Annotated in this window: 15 protein-coding genes; 4 read left to right on the forward strand and 11 right to left on the reverse strand. The window is 75.3% G+C overall.

The features are described 5' to 3' along the window. A partial coding sequence (locus tag V9U69_RS16550) for a LacI family DNA-binding transcriptional regulator (RefSeq protein WP_337062956.1) occupies positions 1-916 on the forward strand: 916 nt, incomplete at its 5' end. Positions 917-937: 21 nt separating this feature from the next. Here V9U69_RS16550 and V9U69_RS16555 read toward each other — a convergent pair. Further along, complete coding sequence (locus V9U69_RS16555; RefSeq protein ID WP_337062957.1) at positions 938-1,957, reverse strand: potassium channel family protein; 1,020 nt, start codon at positions 1,955-1,957, stop codon at positions 938-940. Positions 1,958-2,085: 128 nt separating this feature from the next. Here V9U69_RS16555 and V9U69_RS16560 point away from each other — a divergent pair, with 128 nt between their 5' ends. Further along, positions 2,086-2,484 (forward strand): ArsR/SmtB family transcription factor, encoded by a 399-nt coding sequence (locus tag V9U69_RS16560; RefSeq protein ID WP_337062958.1) that lies wholly within the window; start codon positions 2,086-2,088, stop codon positions 2,482-2,484. Positions 2,485-2,554: 70 nt separating this feature from the next. Here V9U69_RS16560 and V9U69_RS16565 read toward each other — a convergent pair whose 3' ends face one another. Together V9U69_RS16565 and V9U69_RS16570 are read right to left on the reverse strand one after the other, a co-directional pair. Then, positions 2,555-3,487, reverse strand: coding sequence for an aldo/keto reductase (locus V9U69_RS16565; RefSeq protein ID WP_337062959.1), 933 nt, complete (start codon positions 3,485-3,487; stop codon positions 2,555-2,557). A 2-nt stretch (positions 3,488-3,489) separates the two neighbouring features. After that, positions 3,490-4,350 carry an aldo/keto reductase gene (locus tag V9U69_RS16570; RefSeq protein WP_337062960.1) on the reverse strand — a complete coding sequence of 287 codons (861 nt, stop codon included), beginning with the start codon at positions 4,348-4,350 and terminating at the stop codon, positions 3,490-3,492. A gap of 91 nt (positions 4,351-4,441) precedes the next feature. On the opposite strand from V9U69_RS16570, the gene V9U69_RS16575 reads away from it, so the two are divergent. After that, positions 4,442-5,416, forward strand: coding sequence for a LysR family transcriptional regulator (locus tag V9U69_RS16575; protein ID WP_337062961.1), 975 nt, complete (start codon positions 4,442-4,444; stop codon positions 5,414-5,416). Here the strand turns inward: V9U69_RS16575 and V9U69_RS16580 are convergent. Then, positions 5,332-8,445: an MMPL family transporter gene (locus V9U69_RS16580; RefSeq protein ID WP_337062962.1), complete on the reverse strand. Its 3,114-nt coding sequence runs from the start codon at positions 8,443-8,445 to the stop codon at positions 5,332-5,334. The two genes, V9U69_RS16575 and V9U69_RS16580, sit on opposite strands and share 85 nt — an antisense overlap. Before the next feature lie 240 nt (positions 8,446-8,685). On the opposite strand from V9U69_RS16580, the gene V9U69_RS16585 reads away from it, so the two are divergent. After that, positions 8,686-9,282 (forward strand): TetR/AcrR family transcriptional regulator, encoded by a 597-nt coding sequence (locus tag V9U69_RS16585; protein ID WP_337062963.1) that lies wholly within the window; start codon positions 8,686-8,688, stop codon positions 9,280-9,282. Positions 9,283-9,322: 40 nt separating this feature from the next. Here V9U69_RS16585 and V9U69_RS16590 read toward each other — a convergent pair whose 3' ends face one another. The 7 genes from V9U69_RS16590 to V9U69_RS16620 all read right to left on the reverse strand — a co-directional run bounded on the left by V9U69_RS16590 (position 9,323) and on the right by V9U69_RS16620 (position 17,443). Beyond that, entirely contained in the window at positions 9,323-11,212 is a 1,890-nt protein-coding gene (locus tag V9U69_RS16590) for an AMP-dependent synthetase/ligase (protein WP_337062964.1), read from the reverse strand. Between the two features lie 190 nt (positions 11,213-11,402). Continuing rightward, the gene (locus tag V9U69_RS16595; protein WP_337062965.1) at positions 11,403-12,737 is read right to left on the reverse strand and encodes an MFS transporter; all 1,335 of its coding nucleotides are present in this window, start codon (positions 12,735-12,737) and stop codon (positions 11,403-11,405) included. Between the two features lie 55 nt (positions 12,738-12,792). Further along, a complete protein-coding gene (locus V9U69_RS16600) occupies positions 12,793-13,587 on the reverse strand; it encodes a DUF1932 domain-containing protein (protein ID WP_337062966.1) in 795 nt (264 codons plus the stop codon). Continuing rightward, positions 13,584-14,582, reverse strand: a complete 999-nt coding sequence (locus tag V9U69_RS16605; RefSeq protein WP_337062967.1) for a VOC family protein — start codon at positions 14,580-14,582, stop codon at positions 13,584-13,586. The genes V9U69_RS16600 and V9U69_RS16605 overlap by 4 nt, the downstream gene beginning before the upstream one ends. A gap of 37 nt (positions 14,583-14,619) precedes the next feature. Beyond that, a complete protein-coding gene (locus V9U69_RS16610; RefSeq protein ID WP_337062968.1) occupies positions 14,620-15,699 on the reverse strand; it encodes a 4-oxalomesaconate tautomerase in 1,080 nt (359 codons plus the stop codon). Further along, a complete protein-coding gene (locus tag V9U69_RS16615; RefSeq protein WP_337062969.1) occupies positions 15,696-16,400 on the reverse strand; it encodes a 4-carboxy-4-hydroxy-2-oxoadipate aldolase/oxaloacetate decarboxylase in 705 nt (234 codons plus the stop codon). The genes V9U69_RS16610 and V9U69_RS16615 overlap by 4 nt, the downstream gene beginning before the upstream one ends. Next, the gene (locus V9U69_RS16620) at positions 16,397-17,443 is read right to left on the reverse strand and encodes an amidohydrolase family protein (protein WP_337062970.1); all 1,047 of its coding nucleotides are present in this window, start codon (positions 17,441-17,443) and stop codon (positions 16,397-16,399) included. The genes V9U69_RS16615 and V9U69_RS16620 overlap by 4 nt, the downstream gene beginning before the upstream one ends. Between the last annotated feature and the right edge of the window lie 88 nt (positions 17,444-17,531).

The following is a 17,531-nucleotide window of genomic DNA, read 5'->3' on the forward strand; positions in this document are numbered from 1 at the left end:
GGCGCCGGGGCCGCCCGCCGGCACCGGCCGCTCCCCCGGCGGGCGGGACGGGGCGCCGGCCGCCACCACGGCGCTCGGGATGCTCGTGCCGTCGCTGGACTACTACTGGCCGGGGGTGGTGCGCGGCGCCGAGGAGGAGGCGCGCGACCACGGCATCGACGTGGTCCTGCGCGGCTCCTCGTACGCCGGCGACGACGAGAGCCCCCAGCTGGAGCGCCTCGCCGGCCAGGCCGGGGTGCGCGGCCTCCTGGTCGCCCCCACCCTGGACGGCCCCGGCACCGCCGCCACGCTGGAGTGGCTGGCGCACGCCCCGCTGCCCGTGGTGCTGCTGGAGCGCACCGCGGTGCGCGGGCCGCACCGCGAGGCCTTCGAGTCGGTCGTCTCCGACCACCGGCTGGGCGCTGCGACGGCGGTGCAGCACCTCGCCGGGCTCGGGCACCGGCGCATCGGCGTGGCGGTCACCCGCTCCAGCCCCACCACCCCGCACGTGCGGGCCGGCTGGCGCGAGGCGTGCGAGGACCTCGGCCTGCCCCACGGGGACGCCCCGGAGGTGGACCTGCCCCCGCGCGTCGCGGGCGACTGGGACGCGGCCGTGGACGACCTGATCGACCGGGTCACCGCCACGGGCACGACGGCGCTGCTGGTGCACTCCGACCCCGACGCCATCGCGTTCGTGCAGCGCTGCGAGGCCCGCGGGCTCTCCGTGCCCGGCGACCTGTCGGTCGTCTCCTACGACGACGAGGTCGCCGGGCTGTTCCGGCCGGCGCTGACCGCGGTGCGGCCGCCGCGGCGCTCGATCGGGCGCGCCGCGGTCGGCCTGCTCACCGCGCGCCTGGCCGACCCCGGCCGGCCCGCGCACCGGGTCCTGGTCAGCCCTTCGCTGCAGGTGCGCGCCTCCACCGCCCCGCCGCGCTGAGCGGGTGCGGCCGCCCCCGGCTCAGCGGTCGCCGGGGGCGGTGGGCCAGGACCAGCCGTTGCTCTCCAGCAGCTGCCGCAGCCGTCGACGGCGCTCCGCCGTGGCCGAGACCGCCCGCTGGTGGTCGCGCTCGTCGGCCAGCGGCAGGCCGGCCCGTTCCAGCAGCGCCCGGCCCGGGGCGGCGGGCACGTCCGGCACCCCGCGCGCGGTGGTCGTCCGCGACGCCGTGTCGATGTAGTGCCCGATCGCGCGGCGGACGGGTTCGACCGCATCGGGGTGCGGCCGCGCCTCGGGGGCGATCCCGCTGTCCAGCAGCAGCATCGCCTCGTCGAGGTGGACCAGGGCGCACGGTGCGGCGGAGGAGCGTTCACGGCTGCGGAAGTAGTGCAGGACCGGGTAGGCGAGGTGCTGCTCGGCGACGTCGGTCACCTGACCGGTGAGGGAGACCAGGTGCTGCACGAAGGCCGAGGCGAACCCCTGCCCGTTCCAGCCGTTGACCACGATGGACTGGGCGTCGTCGCCGAGGGTGTGGACGCGGGCCGCGAGGGCCCGCCGGTCGACCACCGCGGAGACCACCGAGAGCAGGTAGGTGATCGCCAGGGTGATGAGGAACAGTCCGCTGAAGCCGGCGACGGCGGTGAGGAGGCGACCGGTGGAGGTGGCGGAGACGTAGTCGCCCACACCGAGGGTGAAGACCGTGAACCCGGCGTAGTAGACGGTCTCCACCAGCGGGGCCGGGGCGGAGGTCTGCGCGTCGACGACGGCGCCGACCTCCCAGAACACCAGGCTCCACCCGGCCCACAGGAGCACGACCCACACCAGGACGGTGCCGAACAGCAGCGCCGGCCCGGTGCTCCTCAACAGGGCGGACCCGCTGTCGCGCCGGTGCAGGCGCAGCACCAGGTGCCAGGCGCGCCCGAGCACGAAGCGCGTCAGGGGGCCGGTGTCCCCGACCTTCAGCGTGGTGACCAGGGCGTCGAAGAAGACGGCGAGGACCACCGCCACCGCGACCACCAGCAACAGGACCTGCTCCACATCCACCGGCACACCGTGGCACCTGTCCCGGCGGGGCTGCACCTCGCGGCGGCGAACGCTCCGCAGGTCCGGTCGGCAGCTGGCGCGCCCGCCACGGACGGGTACCCGGGCACCACCGGCGGTAGCGTGCTCGCGTGGAACCCGCCGTCGGAGAGCACGGACAGCCCCACGCCCACCCGGTCGACGCCGAACGGGTGGCGCGCGCGCGTGAACGCCTGCCCTCGGCGGACGAGACCGCGCAGCTGACCGCGGCCCTGAGCCTGATCGCCGACCCCACGCGCGCCCGGGTGCTGTACGCGCTGGACCTGGTCGAGGAGTTGTGCGTGGGGGACCTCGCGCTCGCGCTGGAGGTCAACGAGGACGTCGTCGGCTACGCGCTGCGGGTGCTGCGCACGGCCGGCCTGGTCAACCGTCGCAAGGAGGGCCGGGTGGTGTTCTACCGGCTGGCCGACGGGTTCCCCGAACCTCTGCTGGAGCACTGCCTGCGCAAGGTGGTGGACCTCACCGGCGTCGGCGAGGACCGCGACGACTGAACCGCGGGGAGAGCGGCGGACGGACCGCCGGGGTGTCCCCCGCCCCGCGGGCGGGACGGGGGACGGCCGGTCAGGGGACGGTGTACCCGGCGGCGCGGAACAGCTCGTACCACTCCGCGCGCGTCAGCGGCAGGTCGGAACCCTGCGCGGCGGCGGCGACCCGCTCGGGGTTCGTCGTGCCCAGCACCACCTGCATGCCCGCGGGGTGGCGGGTGATCCACGCGGTGGCGATCGCCAGCTTCGGCACGCCGTACCGCTCCGCCAGGCGGTCGAGCACGGCGTTCAGCTCCGGGTAGCGCGGGTCGTCGAGGAACACCCCGTCGAAGAAACCCGCCTGGAACGGCGACCACGCCTGCACGGTGATGTCGTTCAGGCGGCAGTAGTCGAGCAGCCCGGCGTCGCGGGAGATCGACTGGTCCAGGCCCTGCATGTTCGCCGCGACGCCCTGCGCCACCAGGGGCGCGTGGGTGATGGACAGCTGCAGCTGGTTCGCCACGAGCGGCTGGCGCACGGAGCGCTTGAGCAGTTCGATCTGCCCCGGGGTGTGGTTCGAGACGCCGAACGCGCGGACCTTGCCGGCCTCGTGCAGCTCGTCGAAGGCGCGCGCCACCTCGTCGGGTTCGACGAGCGCGTCGGGGCGGTGCAGGAGCAGCACGTCGATGCGGTCGGTGCGCAGCGCCTCCAGCGAGGCGTTCACCGACTCCACGACGTGCTCGTACGAGAAGTCGAAGTACGGCCCGTCGGGGACGATGCCGCACTTGGTCTGGATCGTCACGGCGTCGCGCTCGGACGGGCTCAGCGGCACCGCCTCGGCCCACCGGCGCTCGCAGCGGTGCAGTTCACGGCCGTAGACGTCGGCGTGGTCGATGAAGGTGATGCCCGCGTCGCGGGCCGCGGACCACAGGGTCCTGATGTCCTCGTCGCTCATGTCCACGATGCGCATGAGGCCGAGGACGACGTTCGGCACGTCGAGGCCGCTGGTTCCCAGGGGGACGGTCTTCACGGTCACGCCTCCGACAGTTCCGCGACCTCGTCCGCGCTGAGCGCCAGCTCGGCGGCGCGGGCGGAGTCGGCGATGGTCTGCGGGCGCGAGGCGCCCGGGATGGGGACGACGACCGGCGCGAGGGCGAGTTCCCAGGCCAGGGCCACCTGCTGGACGCTGACGCCGCGGGCGTCGGCGACCCGCTGGAACGCCGCGTGCCGGCTGCCGAGCTCACCGGCGTCCTTGATGCCGCCCAGCGGGCTCCACGGCAGGAACGCGATGCCGAGCTGCGCGCAGTGCTGCAGCTCACCGAGGCTGGAGCGGAACGCCGGGGAGAACTGGTTCTGCACGGAGACGAGCCGGCCGCCGAGGACCTCGTTCGCCTCGTCGATCTGCGCCACGCTGGCGTTGGAGATGCCGGCCATGGCGATGACGCCCTCGTCGAGCAGGTCGCGCAGCGCGCCGACCGACTCCGCGTAGGGGACGCCCGGGTCGGGCCGGTGGAACTGGTAGAGGCCGATCGCCTCCACGCCCAGGCGCTTCGCGGAGGCCTTGGCGGCCTCCTTCAGGTGCTCGGGGCGGCCGTCCTGGTACCAGGAACCGTCGCCGGGGCGCAGGCTGCCGCCCTTGGTGGCGACGAGGACCTGCGAGGCGTCACCGCCCCAGCTCCTGAGGGCACGGGCGACGAGCTCCTCGTTGTGGCCGACCTCGCCGGCGTCGCGGTGGTACGCGTCGGCGGTGTCGATGAGGGTGATGCCGGCGTCGAGCGCGGCGTGGACGGTGGCGATCGACCGCTCCTCGTCGGGGCGGCCCTCGATGGACATGGGCATCGCACCGAGGCCGATGGCCGAGACGGTGCGGTTCCCGAGGCTGCGCTGCTCCATGGCCGCGACGCTAGGGAGCAGGCGGGGAGAAGTCCAACGACTGCCGCTTCTCGCTTCCAGAAGCGCGACTCATGGGCACTAGGGTTCAGCGGTGGACCTGCGCCAGATGCAGTACGTGGTCGCCCTCGCCGACGAGCAGCAGTTCACGCGCGCCGCCGCGCTCACCGGCGTCTCGCAGTCGGGGCTGTCCGCGGCGATCCGCGGCCTCGAGGAGGAGCTGGGCACGGTGCTGTTCTCGCGCACCTCGCGCCGGGTGGAACCCACCGACGCCGGCCGGGCGCTGCTGCCGCACGCGCGCTCCATGCTGGCGCAGGCGGCCGCGGCCCGCGACGCCGTCGTGCGGGCCACCCGCGAGCTGTCCGGCACGCTGCGGGTGGGAGCCGAGCAGTGCCTGGGCCTGGTGGACGTCTCCGGCCTGCTGGAGCGCTTCCACCGCCGCTACCCGCAGGTGGAGGTGCACTTCGACCAGGCCGGCTCGCACGACCTGCTCGCCCGCGTGCGCGCCGGTGAGATCGACGTCGCGTTCGTCGCCACCACCGAGCACCTCGGCGCCCTGCCGGCCACGGTGCTGGGCAGCGAGCCGCTGGTGCTGCTGTGCGCGCCGGGGCACCCGCTGGCCGGGCGGGTGCAGCAGCACGGGGGGATCGGCTGGGACGACCTCGCCGACGTCGACGTCATCGACTTCTCCCCCGCCTGGGGCGTGCGCCCGCTGAACGACGCGGCCTGCGCCGCGCACGGGGTGCGCCGCCGGGTGCGGTTCACGGTGGGCGACGTGCACACCCTCATCGACCTCGTGGACCGCGGCCTGGGCGCGGCGCTGGTGCCGCGGCACGTGGCGGGCAAGCCGCAGGCGTCCCGGCTGCGCGCGCTGCCGCTGCCGGACGGCGCCCCGCGCTGGGTCGTCTCGGCCGTCAGCTCCCCCGGCGGGCGCGGGGCCTCGGCGGCCCCGCACCTGCTGGAGATGCTCCCCGTGCCGGCCGGTCAGGACACCGGCGTCCCCAGCTCCACGTCGACCACGCACGCCCGGCCCTCGGTGACCTCCACACCGGTGGCGACCGGGGCGTAGCCGCTGGCGGTGAGGGTGTAGCGGCCGCTGGCGAGGTCCTCGAAGCAGAACCCGCCGTCCGCGCCGGTGGTGGTGCCGCCCACGAGGCCGCCGGCCGCGTCGGTGAGCGTCAGGGCGATCTCCGGCACGGGCAGGCCGTCGCCGGTGAGCACGGTGCCGGTCAGCCGCGCACCGGCGGTGAGCAGGACCTCGTGGGTCAGCGCGGCACCGCCGGGGAGCTGGAGGTTCTGCGCCACGGGCCGCTGCTCGGCGGCGAGCACGCTGAGGACGTAGTCGCCGCCGGGCAGGTCGAGGAGCCGGTAGAAACCGCCCTCCTCGCTGCGGGTGCTGGCCACGACCTCCCCGCGCACGTCGACGAGGGTGAGCACGGCGCCGGCCACGGGCCGCGCCAGGCTCCCGCGCGAGGCCGCCCGCACCCACCCGGTGATCGAGGCGGTGCCGGCCAGCTGCACGTCGCGCTCGACGGGCGCGTCGGCCACGGCCACCAGGACGGCGGCCGGCTTGGCGGCGGGGGCCGCGGCGATGAGCAGGTAGGTGCCGCCGACGGCCAGGGGGAGGTGGTAGCGGCCGTCGTCGCCGGTGGTGGCGCTCGCGACCTCCCGGCCGACCTGGTCGGTCAGGGTCACCGCCGCGCCGGGCAGCGCCCGCCCACCGGACCCGGTGAGGGTGCCGCGGACCGCCAGGCCCGTGCCGTCCTCCGCGTTCCCGGCGCCCACCGCGGCGGCGTCCTCGGGGCGCGGGCGGGGCACCACGGCGACCGGGACCTCGGCGGGCTCCTGCGCGCCGCGGGCGCCCTCGCGGGCGAGCGCCGCCTCCAGGCCGCGGCCCTCGGCGTCGACGTCCGGCACGAGCCGCTCCATCCAGCGCGGCATCCACCACGCCCTCTCCCCCAGCAGGGTGAGGGCGGCCGGCATGATCACCATGCGGACGACGAGGGCGTCGGCGAGGACGCCGACGGTCAGCGCGGTGCCGATGGAGCCGATGATCGCGTCGCCGCTGGTGGCGAATCCGACGAAGACGCCGCTCATGATGAGGGCCGCGGCCACGACGACGGGAGCGGACTGGCGGAACCCGGCCAGCACCGCGCGCTTCGGGCTCCGCCCGTGCGCGTGGGCCTCGTGGATCGCCGAGACGAGGAACATCTGGTAGTCCATCGCCAGGCCGAACAGGATGCCGACGACGAGGACGGGCATGAAGCTCAGCAGCGGCGCCGGCTGGGCGACCTGGAAGACGTCGGCCAGCCAGCCCCACTGGTAGATCGCCACGACGGAACCGAGGGACGCGCCCAGGGAGAGCAGGAACCCGGCGGTGGCCATCAGCGGCACCGCGATCGAGCGGAACAGCATCACCAGCAGCACCAGCGCCAGCACGACGATGACGGCGATGTACACCGGCAGGGCGTCGTTCAGGGCGTCGGTGACGTCGATGTCCAGGGCGGTCTGGCCGGTCACCAGGACGCGGGCGCCGTCGACGTCGCCGGTGGCGGAGCGGATGGCGCGCACCAGGTCGCTGGTGGCCTCGTCGGTCGGTCCGCTGCCGGGCACCACGGTGATGAGCTGGGCGCTGCCGTCGGCGGAGGGCGCCGGCGGCAGGACGGCCACCACGTCGTCCAGGCCCTGGACCTCCTGGGCGACGGCCCCGGCCGCGGCGGCCACGGTCTCGGTGCTCGCGCCGTCCTCGCCGTCGACGACGACGAGCAGCGTGGCCTGCGACCCCTCGCCGAAGCCCTGCACGAGCAGGTCGTACGCCTGCCGGGCGGAGCTGGCCGGGTCCTGGTTCTCGGCCGACGGCAGCGCGGTGCGCATGCTCGCCACGGGGATCGCGACGGCGCCCACGGCGACCACCGCGGCCAGCAGGGCGATCACGGGGTGGTGGGTGACGCCGCGGGCCCAGCGGCCCAGCGGGCCGGGACCGGCGAGCGCCTCCTCACCGGCCGTGTCGTCGTCGTGGGCGTGGGCGGTGGCGTGGGCGGCGAGAGCCGCCGGGTCCAGGCCGCGCTCCTTCTTCGGCAGCACCTTGCGCCCCATGACGGCCAGCAGCGCGGGCACGGCGGTCAGCGCGACGAGCACGGCGACGGCGACGGTGGCGGCGGCCGCGAGGCCCATCTCGGTCAGGAACGGGATGTCCACCACCGCCAGCCCGACCAGGGCGATGATCACGGTGGTGCCGGCGAAGACGACGGCGGTGCCGGCGGTGCCGGTGGCCTTGGCCACGGCCTGCTCGACCGTGGCGCCGCGGCGCAGCTCGCCGCGGGTGCGGGCGAAGACGAACAGGGCGTAGTCGATGCCGACGGCCAGGCCGAGCATCGAGGCCAGCGCCGGGGTGGTGGAGGACAGGGAGACGACCTTGCTGAGGGCGGTGATGCCCAGCACGCCGACGCCGACGCCGACGGCGGCGGTCAGCAGGTTCGCCCCGGCCGCCACGAGCGAGCCGTAGGTCAGGACCAGGACGACGAGGGCGACGGCCACGCCGATCGCCTCGCTGGTGTGGCCGACCGGCTCGCCGGTGAACAGCTGGGAGGTGACCTCCACCCGCACCTGGCCGCCGGCGGCGTCCAGGTCGTCGCCGGTGGCGTCCTCGAACGCCTCCGTCGTCGCCTCGCCGACCTCGCCGACGCCGCCGTCGAACGTGACGGTCGCGGCGGCGATGGTCTGGTCGGCGGAGACGCGCGGGCTCTCGGGCGCCAGCGGGTCGGTCACCGAGACCACGCCGTCGATGCCGCGCAGCTCCTCCAGCAGGCCCTGGACGACGGCGGCGTTCTCGCCGGTGAGCGTCTGCCCGTCCGGCGCCTGGAGGACGACGGTGGCGGTGGCGGCGTCCGCGCCGGCGCCGGAGAACTCCTCGGAGATCACGTCCAGGCCCTCGCTGGCCTGGGTGCCGGGGATGGAGAAGCCCGTGTCCTCGGCGGCGGTCTGCTCCAGCCCCAGCGCCAGGGCGGCGATCACGGCGAGCAGCAGGGCCCAGACGGACAGCACCAGCCGGCGTCGGCGGGCGCTGAACCGCCCGAGGCGGTGCAGCAGGGTGGCCATGGGGACTCCTCGGCGCGGTGGGCGGGGTGCACGCCGACGCCGGTGGCGGCCTGCTGGATAGCCGATCGGCTAGCGGACCGGCTTCCTGAAGGTAACCCCGGACTCCGGGGCCGACAAGTCACCCGTCAGCCGTACGGCTAGGAGCCCGTCAGCCGATCGGCAAGTTCCCAGGGGGCGCGGCGAGTACGGTGGACGGGTACGGCGACCACCTCGCGGGGCGGTCCGGGGATCGGGGGGACCATGACGGCAGCGGGTTCCGCGGCGAGCGCCGGCGAGCGCCGGTCGGTCACCGACCCCGCCCGGCTGCACGAGGCCGCGCTGCGGCTGTTCGCGCAGCACGGCACCAGCGGCACGTCCCTGCAGATGATCGCCGACGAGCTGGGCGTCACGAAGGCCGCTCTCTACTACCGCTACAAGACCAAGGACGAGCTGGTGCTGGGGGTGGTCCGCCCCTTCCTCGAGGAGCTGCTGCGCGTGCTGGAGGCCGCGGCGGCGCGGCGGGGGCGGCGCGCCCAGGTGGAGGCGGTCCTGACCGGGCTGGTCGACGTGGTCGTGCGGGGCCGCGGGTTGTACGTCGTCCTGGTCAGCGACCCCACCGTCGCCCACCTGCTGGGCGAGCACCCGCTGCTGCGGCGCGCCGGTGACGAGCTGGTCGCCCTGCTCGCCGGCCCGGACCCCGACGCCGCCGCGCGCGTCACCGTCAGCCTGTTCCTGACCGGCCTGGTCGGTCCCCTGCACGACCCCGCGTGCGCGGACGTGGACGACGAGGAGCTGCGCAGCACCCTGCTGGCGCTGGGCCGGCGCCTGCTCCTGCCGCACCGGGCGCCGCACCGCTGAGCGGCGCCCGGGCGGTGCGCCGGGCGGTGGGGCACGCCGTTCAGGCGTACAGCGCCTCCGCGTCCGCGGCGAAGACCCGCATCACCTCGCCGCGGCGCATCTTCAGGCTGGGGGTCAGGCAGTCGTTCTCGACGGTGAAGTCCTCCTCCAGCACGCGGAAGCGGCGGATCGACTCGGCACGGCTGACGGCGGCGTTGGCGCCGTCCACCGCCCCCTGCAGCTCGGCGAGCACGGCCGGGTCCTCCTGGGCCGCCGCGACCGTCAGGCCCGGGCGCCCGTGCAGCTGCCCCCACGCGCTCAGCGCCTGCTCGTCCAGGGTGAGCAGGCACCCCACGTAGGGTCGCCCCTCCCCCACCACGACGGCCTGCGAGATCAGCGGGTGGGCGCGCAGGCGGTCCTCCAGCACGGCCGGGGCGACGTTCTTGCCGGCGGCGGTGACGATGATCTCCTTGGCGCGGCCGGTGATGCGCAGGCGACCCGCCCCGTCGAGCTCGCCGACGTCGCCGGTGCGGAACCAGCCGTCGCGGAACGCCTCGGCGGTCTCCTCGGGCCGGTTGAGGTACTCGCGGAAGACGCCGATGCCGCGGCAGAGGATCTCCCCGTCCTCGGCGATCGCCACGTCGGTGCCCGGCAGGGGCGTGCCGACGGTGCCGATGTGCACGTCGCCGGGGCGGTTCACGCTGGCGGGTGCCGCGGTCTCCGTCAGGCCCCACCCCTCGAACACGGTGATCCCCGCCCCGCGGAAGAAGTGGCCCAGGTGCTCGCCCAGCGAGGCGCCGCCGGAGACGGCCCGGGTGAGCCGGCCGCCCAGGGTGGTGCGCAGCTTCGCGTACACGAGGCGGTCGAACAGCGCGTGCCGCGCCCGCAGCGCCGGGCCGGGCCCGCCGGTGTCCAGGGAGCGCGAGTACGCCACGGCCGTCGCCTCGGCGCGCGCGAACAGCGCCACGCGCAGCTTCCCGCCGGTGGCCGCCTTGTGCTGGGCGGCGGCGTGCACCTTCTGGAACACGCGCGGGACCGCGAGGACGAACGTGGGGCGGAACCCCTGCAGGTCCGCCAGCAGCTCGCGGGTGTCGGGGGCGAAACCCATCGGCACCCGCGCCGACAGGCACAGCGCCTCCACGAACCGGGCCAGCACGTGCGCCAGCGGGATGAACAGCAGGGTTCGGGCACCGGGCTCGTCGAGCATGTCCGGCATGACGGCGTGCGCGTTGCGGGCCAGGTCGACGAAGTTGGCGTGGGTGAGCACGCAGCCCTTGGGGCGGCCGGTGGAGCCGGAGGTGTAGACGATCGTGGCGGTGTCGGCCGGGCCGGCGGTGGTGCGGGCGGCCTCCAGGGCGTCGTCGCCGACCTCGCGCCCGGCGGCGGCCAGCTCCTCCAGGCCACCGGTGTCCAGGGTCCACGCGTGCACCAGGGAGGGGACCTGCCCGCGCACGCCCGCCAGCAGCTGCGCGTGCTCGGTGCTCTCCACCACGCAGGCCACCGCGGCGGAGTCGGACAGGATCCACGCCACCTGCTCGGGCGAGGAGGTGTCGTACACGGGGACGACGACGGCGCCGGCGAACCAGCAGGCGGCGTCGACGACGGTCCACTCGTAGCGGGTGCGGGACATCAGCCCCACCCGGTCCCCCGGGCGCACGCCGGCCGCGATCAGCCCCCTGGCGACCGCGCGCACCGTCGCGGCGAACTCCGCGACGCTCACGTCGCCCCAGGCGCCGGTGGCGTCCTTGCGGCTGAAGCAGACCGCCCCCGGGTCCGCGCGCTCCCAGTCGACGACGAGGTCGCTGAGGTTGCCACCGGTCGCCGGCGGCACCTCGGGGGGACGGCTGGAGACGACGAGCGGCTGCGCGGGGCGGCCCGCCGCATCGGGCGCACCGGTGTTCGGCGTCGCGGGGCTGCTCGGCGTCGTCGTCGACACCTCGGCAGACGTCATCGGCTGCTCCTCGGTCCGCACCACCGTCGCCGGGGGTGCCGTGCTGGTCCCCGGATGATGCGCTCGCCGGGTGCGGCGGTCAAGGCGACACCCCCCGGACGGGGGGCGGCATCGAGCGCCGGGCCCGCGGCCGGGCGCGCCGGTGCCCGCGGTCCCGCCGGGCGGGGACCGCGGGCACCGGTGCGCGGCGTCAGGCGGTGACGCCGGCGCCCCGCTCCGCCGCCGGGGCGGGGGCGGCGGGGCCGCGGGTGCGCGCCGCGGCGATGACGGCCGCGCCGATCAGGCCCGCGACGGCGAACATCACGAAGCCCCACCGGGAGGCGCCGGAGGCGATGAGCAGGCCACCGACCCAGGGACCGGCGACCGCGCCCCACCGGCCGATGCCGGCCGCCCAGCCGACGGCGGTGGCGCGGCTGCGCGCCGGGTAGGTGGTGCCGACGGCGGCGTAGACGAGCGTCTGCGCGCTGAACAGCCACGCCCCGGCGAGGAACACCACGAGGTAGGTCAGCAGCAGCGGCATGCGCAGGAACAGCAACCCGACGGCCGCCGCGGTCAGCAGGAACCAGGCCACGGCCACGGTGCGGGCGCCGATGCGGTCCGCGAGGCGGCCGGCGACGAGCATGCCGACGATGCCGCCGATGTTGATGACGACGAGGAAGCTGACGGCCGAGCCCAGTTCGTACCCGGCGGCGCGCATCATCGTGGGCAGCCAGGTGCTCACGCCGTAGACGAGCACCAGGCCGAAGAAGGAACCGATCCAGAACAGGACGGTGACCTTGCGCAGCCCGGGCGCGAACAACCCGCGCAGCCCGGTGCGCTCGCTGTCGCCCTCCGCGGCCACCGGGGCGTACGCCTCCAGGGGGACGCCGTAGCGGGTGGCGAGACGCTGAGCCTGCTCGGTGCGGCCCTTGGCGAGCAGGAAGGTGATCGACTCGGGCAGCAGCACCCACAGCACCGGCACCACGAGCACCAGGGGCAGGGCCCCCAGCCAGAACACCGCGCGCCAGCCGAGCGCCTCCACGACGCTCATCGCCAGCACGCCGGCCAGCGCACCGCCGGCCTGGTGGGCGGTCATGAGCAGCGTCACGGTGATGTTCTTGCGCCCGGGCGGGGCGAACTCCAGGACCGTGGTGATGGCGGTGGGCAGCAGCCCGCCCAGGCCGAACCCGGCGACGAAGCGCGCCGCGCCGAAGGCGGCGGCCCCCGGGGCCAGCGCGCAACCGGCCGAGGCCAGGGAGAACACCACGACACCGGCCAGCAGGATCGTGCGCCGCCCCACCCGGTCGGTGATGATCCCGGAGGTCAGGGCCCCGAGGAGCATGCCGAAGGTGGTCAGGCTGCCGATCTCGCCCGCGGTCGCGGCGTCCAGGCCGAACGACTCGTCGGCGAGCACCGCGGGCAGGACCGCGCCGTAGGAGAACAGGTCGAGGCCGTCCACCAGGACGGTGAACCAGCACAGGCCCAGGACGAGGGCCGCGAGCCGGGCGGTCGCGGGCCGGGCGGCGGGCAGGGGTGGCGAGGACATCGTCGTACCTCCGTGGGAAGGGGTTCCGGGCGCGGGGACGCACCCGTGGGCGCGGTCAGCGGGTGACGGGCGCCTGGAGCAGTGCGGTCAGCAGGTCGTGGGCGGCCGCGGCGACGCGGGGTTCGACGCCGAGCTCGCGCAGCTGCCCGGCTGCGGCGGCCATCTCGTCGGCCCGGCGGCGGGCGTGCCGGTGGGTGCCGTCGACGAGCCGGTCGAGGGTGCGCTCGTCGAAACCCGCGAGCTCGGCGGCGATGTTCTCGCGCAGCCAGTCCTCCACACCGGCGGCGCGGGCACCCTCCAGCGCCTCGACCACGGCCGCGGCCAGGCCCTTGTAGAACACGCTGCGCAGCAGCTTGCGGGAGATCGCCGCTCCCGGCGGGCCGTCGAGGACGTCGACCGCGGCCCCCCAGGTGCGCAGCGCCGCTGCGCACCGCTCGGCGCCCGGCCCGGAGACCACCATCGGGGTGCGCAGGCCCTTGCCGGGCACGGGCGCCATCAGCGCGACGTCCGCGACCGCCACGTCCCGGCCGTCGAGCCGGGCGGCGAGCTGCTGCTTGACGCCGGGCGAGGCGGTGTTGAGGTCGGCCCACACGGTCCCGGGGCGCAGGGCGCCCAGCGCCGCCTCGAGCGCGGGCAGCGCGTCGTGGGAGCTGTTGACGCTGAGGACCAGGTCGGCGTCGCGGACCGCGTCGCGCTCGTCGCGGCGCACGTCCACACCCGCCGGCGCGTCCGCGACGGGGTCGTAGCCGCGCACGTCGGCGCCGGCGGCGAACAGGTCGCGGGCGATCTCCGCACCCGCCTCACCGAGGCCGAGGACGGCGACGCGCGCGTCCGCGGGACCGTCGGTCACCACGCGTTCCCCTCGACGGGGTCGCTGCCCACCGTCACGCGCTCACCCTGCGGCACGGGCGGGGTGCCGTGGGTGTGGAAGGACTCGATCGTCTTCAGGCCCCACGCCTGCCCCTTGGCCCGCTCGGCCTCGGTCCAGTCCACCGGCTGCCAGTCGGGCGCGATGACGAGGCGGGCGCCGGCGTTGCACAGCTCGACGCGGTTGCCGCCGGGCTCGTAGACGTACAGGAAGAACGTCTGCTGGATGGCGTGCTTGTGCGGGCCGGTCTCGATGAACACGCCGTGGTCCAGGGCCAGGTCGGCCGCGCGCAGGACGTCCTCGCGGGTGTCGGTGGCGAAGGCGATGTGGTGCAGGCGCCCGGAGGAGCCGGTCCAGTCGCGCGTCCACACCGCGTCGTAGCCCTTGTTCGTGAACGTCGTCCAGCTGCCGGCGGTGGTGCCGTCGTCCAGGACGATCTGCTCGGTGACCAGGGCCCCCAGGGTGTCGCGGAAGTAGTCGCGGTTGGGCACCACCTCGGCGCCGAGGTAGTTCACGTGGTCCAGCCGGCGCACCGGCACGCCGTGGGCGGGGCGCGCCTGGGCCTGGTTCTTCAGGGAGGGTTCCAGCCCGGCGGGCGGGGCGTACCACTCGGTCTCGTAGTACACGCCCATCTCGTGCCCGTCCGGTTCGGTGAACACGTAGGTGGGCCCGCAGCCGGGGTCGCCGTCCCGCCAGCCGGTGCCGCGCCCGGTCGCCTCGATCCGCTGCACGACGCGCTGCAGCGCCTCCGGGCTCGCGGCGCGCAGGTTCGTGCGGCCGATGCCGGAGGTGGTGTGGGCGGTGAGCTTGAGCGTGGTGCGCTCGTAGTCGTCCCAGGCGTGCAGGAACACCGAGTCGCCGTGCTCGGCGACCCGGGTCAGACCCAGGTACCCGGTGAAGAACTCGACGGACTGCTCCAGCACGGGCGTGCGCAGCTCGACGTGGGACAGGTGGGCGATCTCGTGCAGCGGGGGCATCGTCGTCTCCGGGAGTGCGGGGGCTGTGCGGGGTGGGTCAGGCGCGCGGGTACGCGGTGCCGTCGAAGAGCTTGCGGGCGGTGCGGACCACGCCGGACCGCACGGCCCGCGGGGGGTCGGTGGCGGTGTCGACGACCACGTCGACGAGGAGGTGGCCGGTGGGGTGCTCCACGTCGACCGTGGTGGCCCCGGCGGGCCAGTCGCGGGTCAGCTCGTGGCCGACGGCCCCGGGCAGCAGCGCCCCGGTGACCGCGCTGACCGCGGCCAGCACCCCGATGGCGGTGTGCGGGCGCACCGGGATGAACGAGCGGGTGCACAGCCCGCCGCCGTCGGCCGCCGGGGCCAGCAGGATCGTCTTGGGCACGGAGGACGCGGTGACGTCGCCCAGTCCCATCAGCGCGCCCACCTTCACGCGGAAGGCGTCCACGCGTTCCAGCAGGCCGGTGTCGGCGGCCAGCTCCTCGTGCGTCTCGTACCCGGTCAGGCCGAAGGAGGCGGCCGTCGCGAGGGCCACGGGCATGCCGTTGTCGACGCAGGTGACGTCGATCCCGTCGACGGTGTCGCGCACGTTCCCCGTGGGCAGCAGCGCGCCGGTCGCCGAACCCTCGGTGTCGGCGAAGTCCAGCACGACCGGGGCCGCCGTCCCGGGAACACCCGCGATGCTCACGTCCCCGCGGTACTCGACGTGCCCGCCCGGGGTGGGGAAGGTCGCCACGGCGAGGCTGTCGGAGTTCACCATGCGGATGCGCACGCTGGTCTCGCGCTCCCCGGCGGCCACCAGCCCGCGCTCGACGGCGAAGGGGCCGACGCCGGCGAGGACGTTGCCGCAGTTCTGCTTGTCGCTGACCGTCGCCTCCTCGACGCCGAGCTGGAGGAACAGGTAGTCGACGTCGGCGTCCGGGTGCCCGGAGGGGCCGACCACGGCCACCTTGCTCGTCAGCGAGGTGGCACCGCCGAGGCCGTCGATCTGGCGCGGGTCGGGGGTCCCCATCAGCCGCAGCAGCAGGTCGTCGCGCACGGCAGGGTCGGCCGGCAGGTCGCGGGCGTCGAAGAACAACCCTCGGGAGGTCCCGCCGCGCAGCATCGTGCAGCGCACCCCGCTGTCGTCGTACGTCACGCGCGGCCCTCGGGCAGTTCCGCGTGCGGGACGTACTCGACGCCGAGGGCGGCGAGCTTCTCGCGCATCCCGTACACGTCCAGACCCAGCTCGCCGGCCCGGAACCGGGCGCGGTTCGCCTCCTCCTTCTCGGCGCGGGCCCGCGAGGCGGTCAGCACCGCGGCCGCCCGTTCGCGCTCGACGCGCACCACGCCGTCGTCGTCGGCGACGACCACGTCACCGGGGGAGATCAGCTGCCCGCCGAGCACGACGGGGACGTTGACGGCCCCCGGGGTCGCCTTGACGCTGCCCTGGGCGCTGACCGCCGTGGACCAGGCGGGGAAGCGCATCTCGTGCAGCTCGGCGACGTCGCGGACGCCCGAACCCAGCACGACGCCGCGCACCCCGCGCTGCGCCAGGGCGGTGGCGAACAGCTCGCCGAACAACCCGTCGGTGGACGGGGAGTTCGTCGCCACGACGAGCACGTCGCCCTCGCGGCACTGCTCCACGGCGACGTGGATCATCAGGTTGTCCCCCGGCCAGCACAGCGCGGTCACGGCCGTGCCGCCGGTGCGCGCGCCGGGCCACGCGGGCCGGAACGCCGGCCCGAGGTACCCGGTGCGCCCCTGCGCCTCGTGGACGGTGGCGACACCGTGCTCACCCAGCGCCGTGGCGGTGGTCAGGTCCGCGCGCGGCGGGTCGGTGACGACGACGTTCCTCACGCCAGGGCTCCCTCGGTCGGTGCGGTCGCGGCCCGTCGCTGCAGCGCCGCGTCCAGCCGCGGGTAGACGCGCCGGGCGTTGAGCTCGTAGACCTTCTCCAGCTCGGCGGCGTCGAGGCCGTGGGCGTCCACGTAGCGGCGGGTGTCGTCGAAGTGGTGGCCGGTGCGCGGGTCGATGCCGCGCACGGCGCCGACCGCCTCCGAGCCGAAGAGGACGTTGTCGGCGCCGACGACGTCGAGGAGCAGGTCGATGCCGGGCTGGTGGTACACGCAGGTGTCGAAGAAGACGTTGCCCATCACCGACTCCTCCAGCGGTGGGCGGCCGAGCATGTCGGCCAGGCCGCGGAAGCGTCCCCAGTGGAACGGCACGGCTCCCCCGCCGTGGGGGACGACGAAGCGCAGGCCGGGGAACTCCCGGAACAGGTCCGCCTGCAGGAACTGCATGAACGCCGTGGTGTCGGCGTTGAGGTAGTGCGAGCCGGTGGCGTGGAAGGCGGGGTTGGTCACCGCCGAGACGTGCACCGTGGCCGGCACGTCCAGCTCCACCATCGCCTCGTAGAGGGGGTACCAGCTGCTGTCGGTCAGCGGCGGCGCGTCCCAGTGCCCACCGCTGGGGTCGGGGTTGAGGTTGCAGCCGACGAACCCCAGGCCCTCCACGCAGCGGCGCAGCTCGCCGACGGAGCGCTCGATCGGCACGCCCGGCGACTGCGGCAGCTGGCAGACGCCGACGAACCGCTCGGGGTACAGCCCGACCACCCGGGCGATCAGGTCGTTGCTGACCTGGGCCCAGCGGGCGCTGACGTGCTCGTCGCCGACGTGGTGGCCCATCGCCGAGGCGCGGGGCGAGAAGATCGTCAGGTCCACGCCCCGTTCGTCCATCAGGCGCAGCTGGCTGCCCTCGATCGACGCGCGGATCTCGTCGTCGTCGATGCGGGGGTACGCCGGGGCGTCGCGGCCGGCGTCGAACGCCGCCTGCTGCGCCCGGCGCCACTCGGTGTGCGCGGCCGGCGCGGTCGTGTAGTGGCCGTGGCAGTCGATGATCACGTCTCGCTCCTCCAGGGGCCTGCCGCGGCGGGGGCCGCGAGCTCCCTCGCTCGTCCCGAGGAGGCTAGGAACCTGTCGACCAGATTGT

Source organism: Kineococcus sp. G2 (assembly GCF_037154035.1).
Lineage (GTDB): Bacteria > Actinomycetota > Actinomycetes > Actinomycetales > Kineococcaceae > Kineococcus.

Coding starts and splice junctions, on each gene's coding strand:
- V9U69_RS16570 (WP_337062960.1), bottom strand. CDS start 4,350: ATGGAGCAGCGCAGCCTCGGGAACCGCACCGTCTCGGCCATCGGCCTC.
- V9U69_RS16580 (WP_337062962.1), bottom strand. CDS start 8,445: ATGGCCACCCTGCTGCACCGCCTCGGGCGGTTCAGCGCCCGCCGACGC.
- V9U69_RS16585 (WP_337062963.1), top strand. CDS start 8,686: ATGACGGCAGCGGGTTCCGCGGCGAGCGCCGGCGAGCGCCGGTCGGTC.
- V9U69_RS16590 (WP_337062964.1), bottom strand. CDS start 11,212: ATGACGTCTGCCGAGGTGTCGACGACGACGCCGAGCAGCCCCGCGACG.
- V9U69_RS16595 (WP_337062965.1), bottom strand. CDS start 12,737: ATGTCCTCGCCACCCCTGCCCGCCGCCCGGCCCGCGACCGCCCGGCTC.
- V9U69_RS16605 (WP_337062967.1), bottom strand. CDS start 14,582: ATGCCCCCGCTGCACGAGATCGCCCACCTGTCCCACGTCGAGCTGCGC.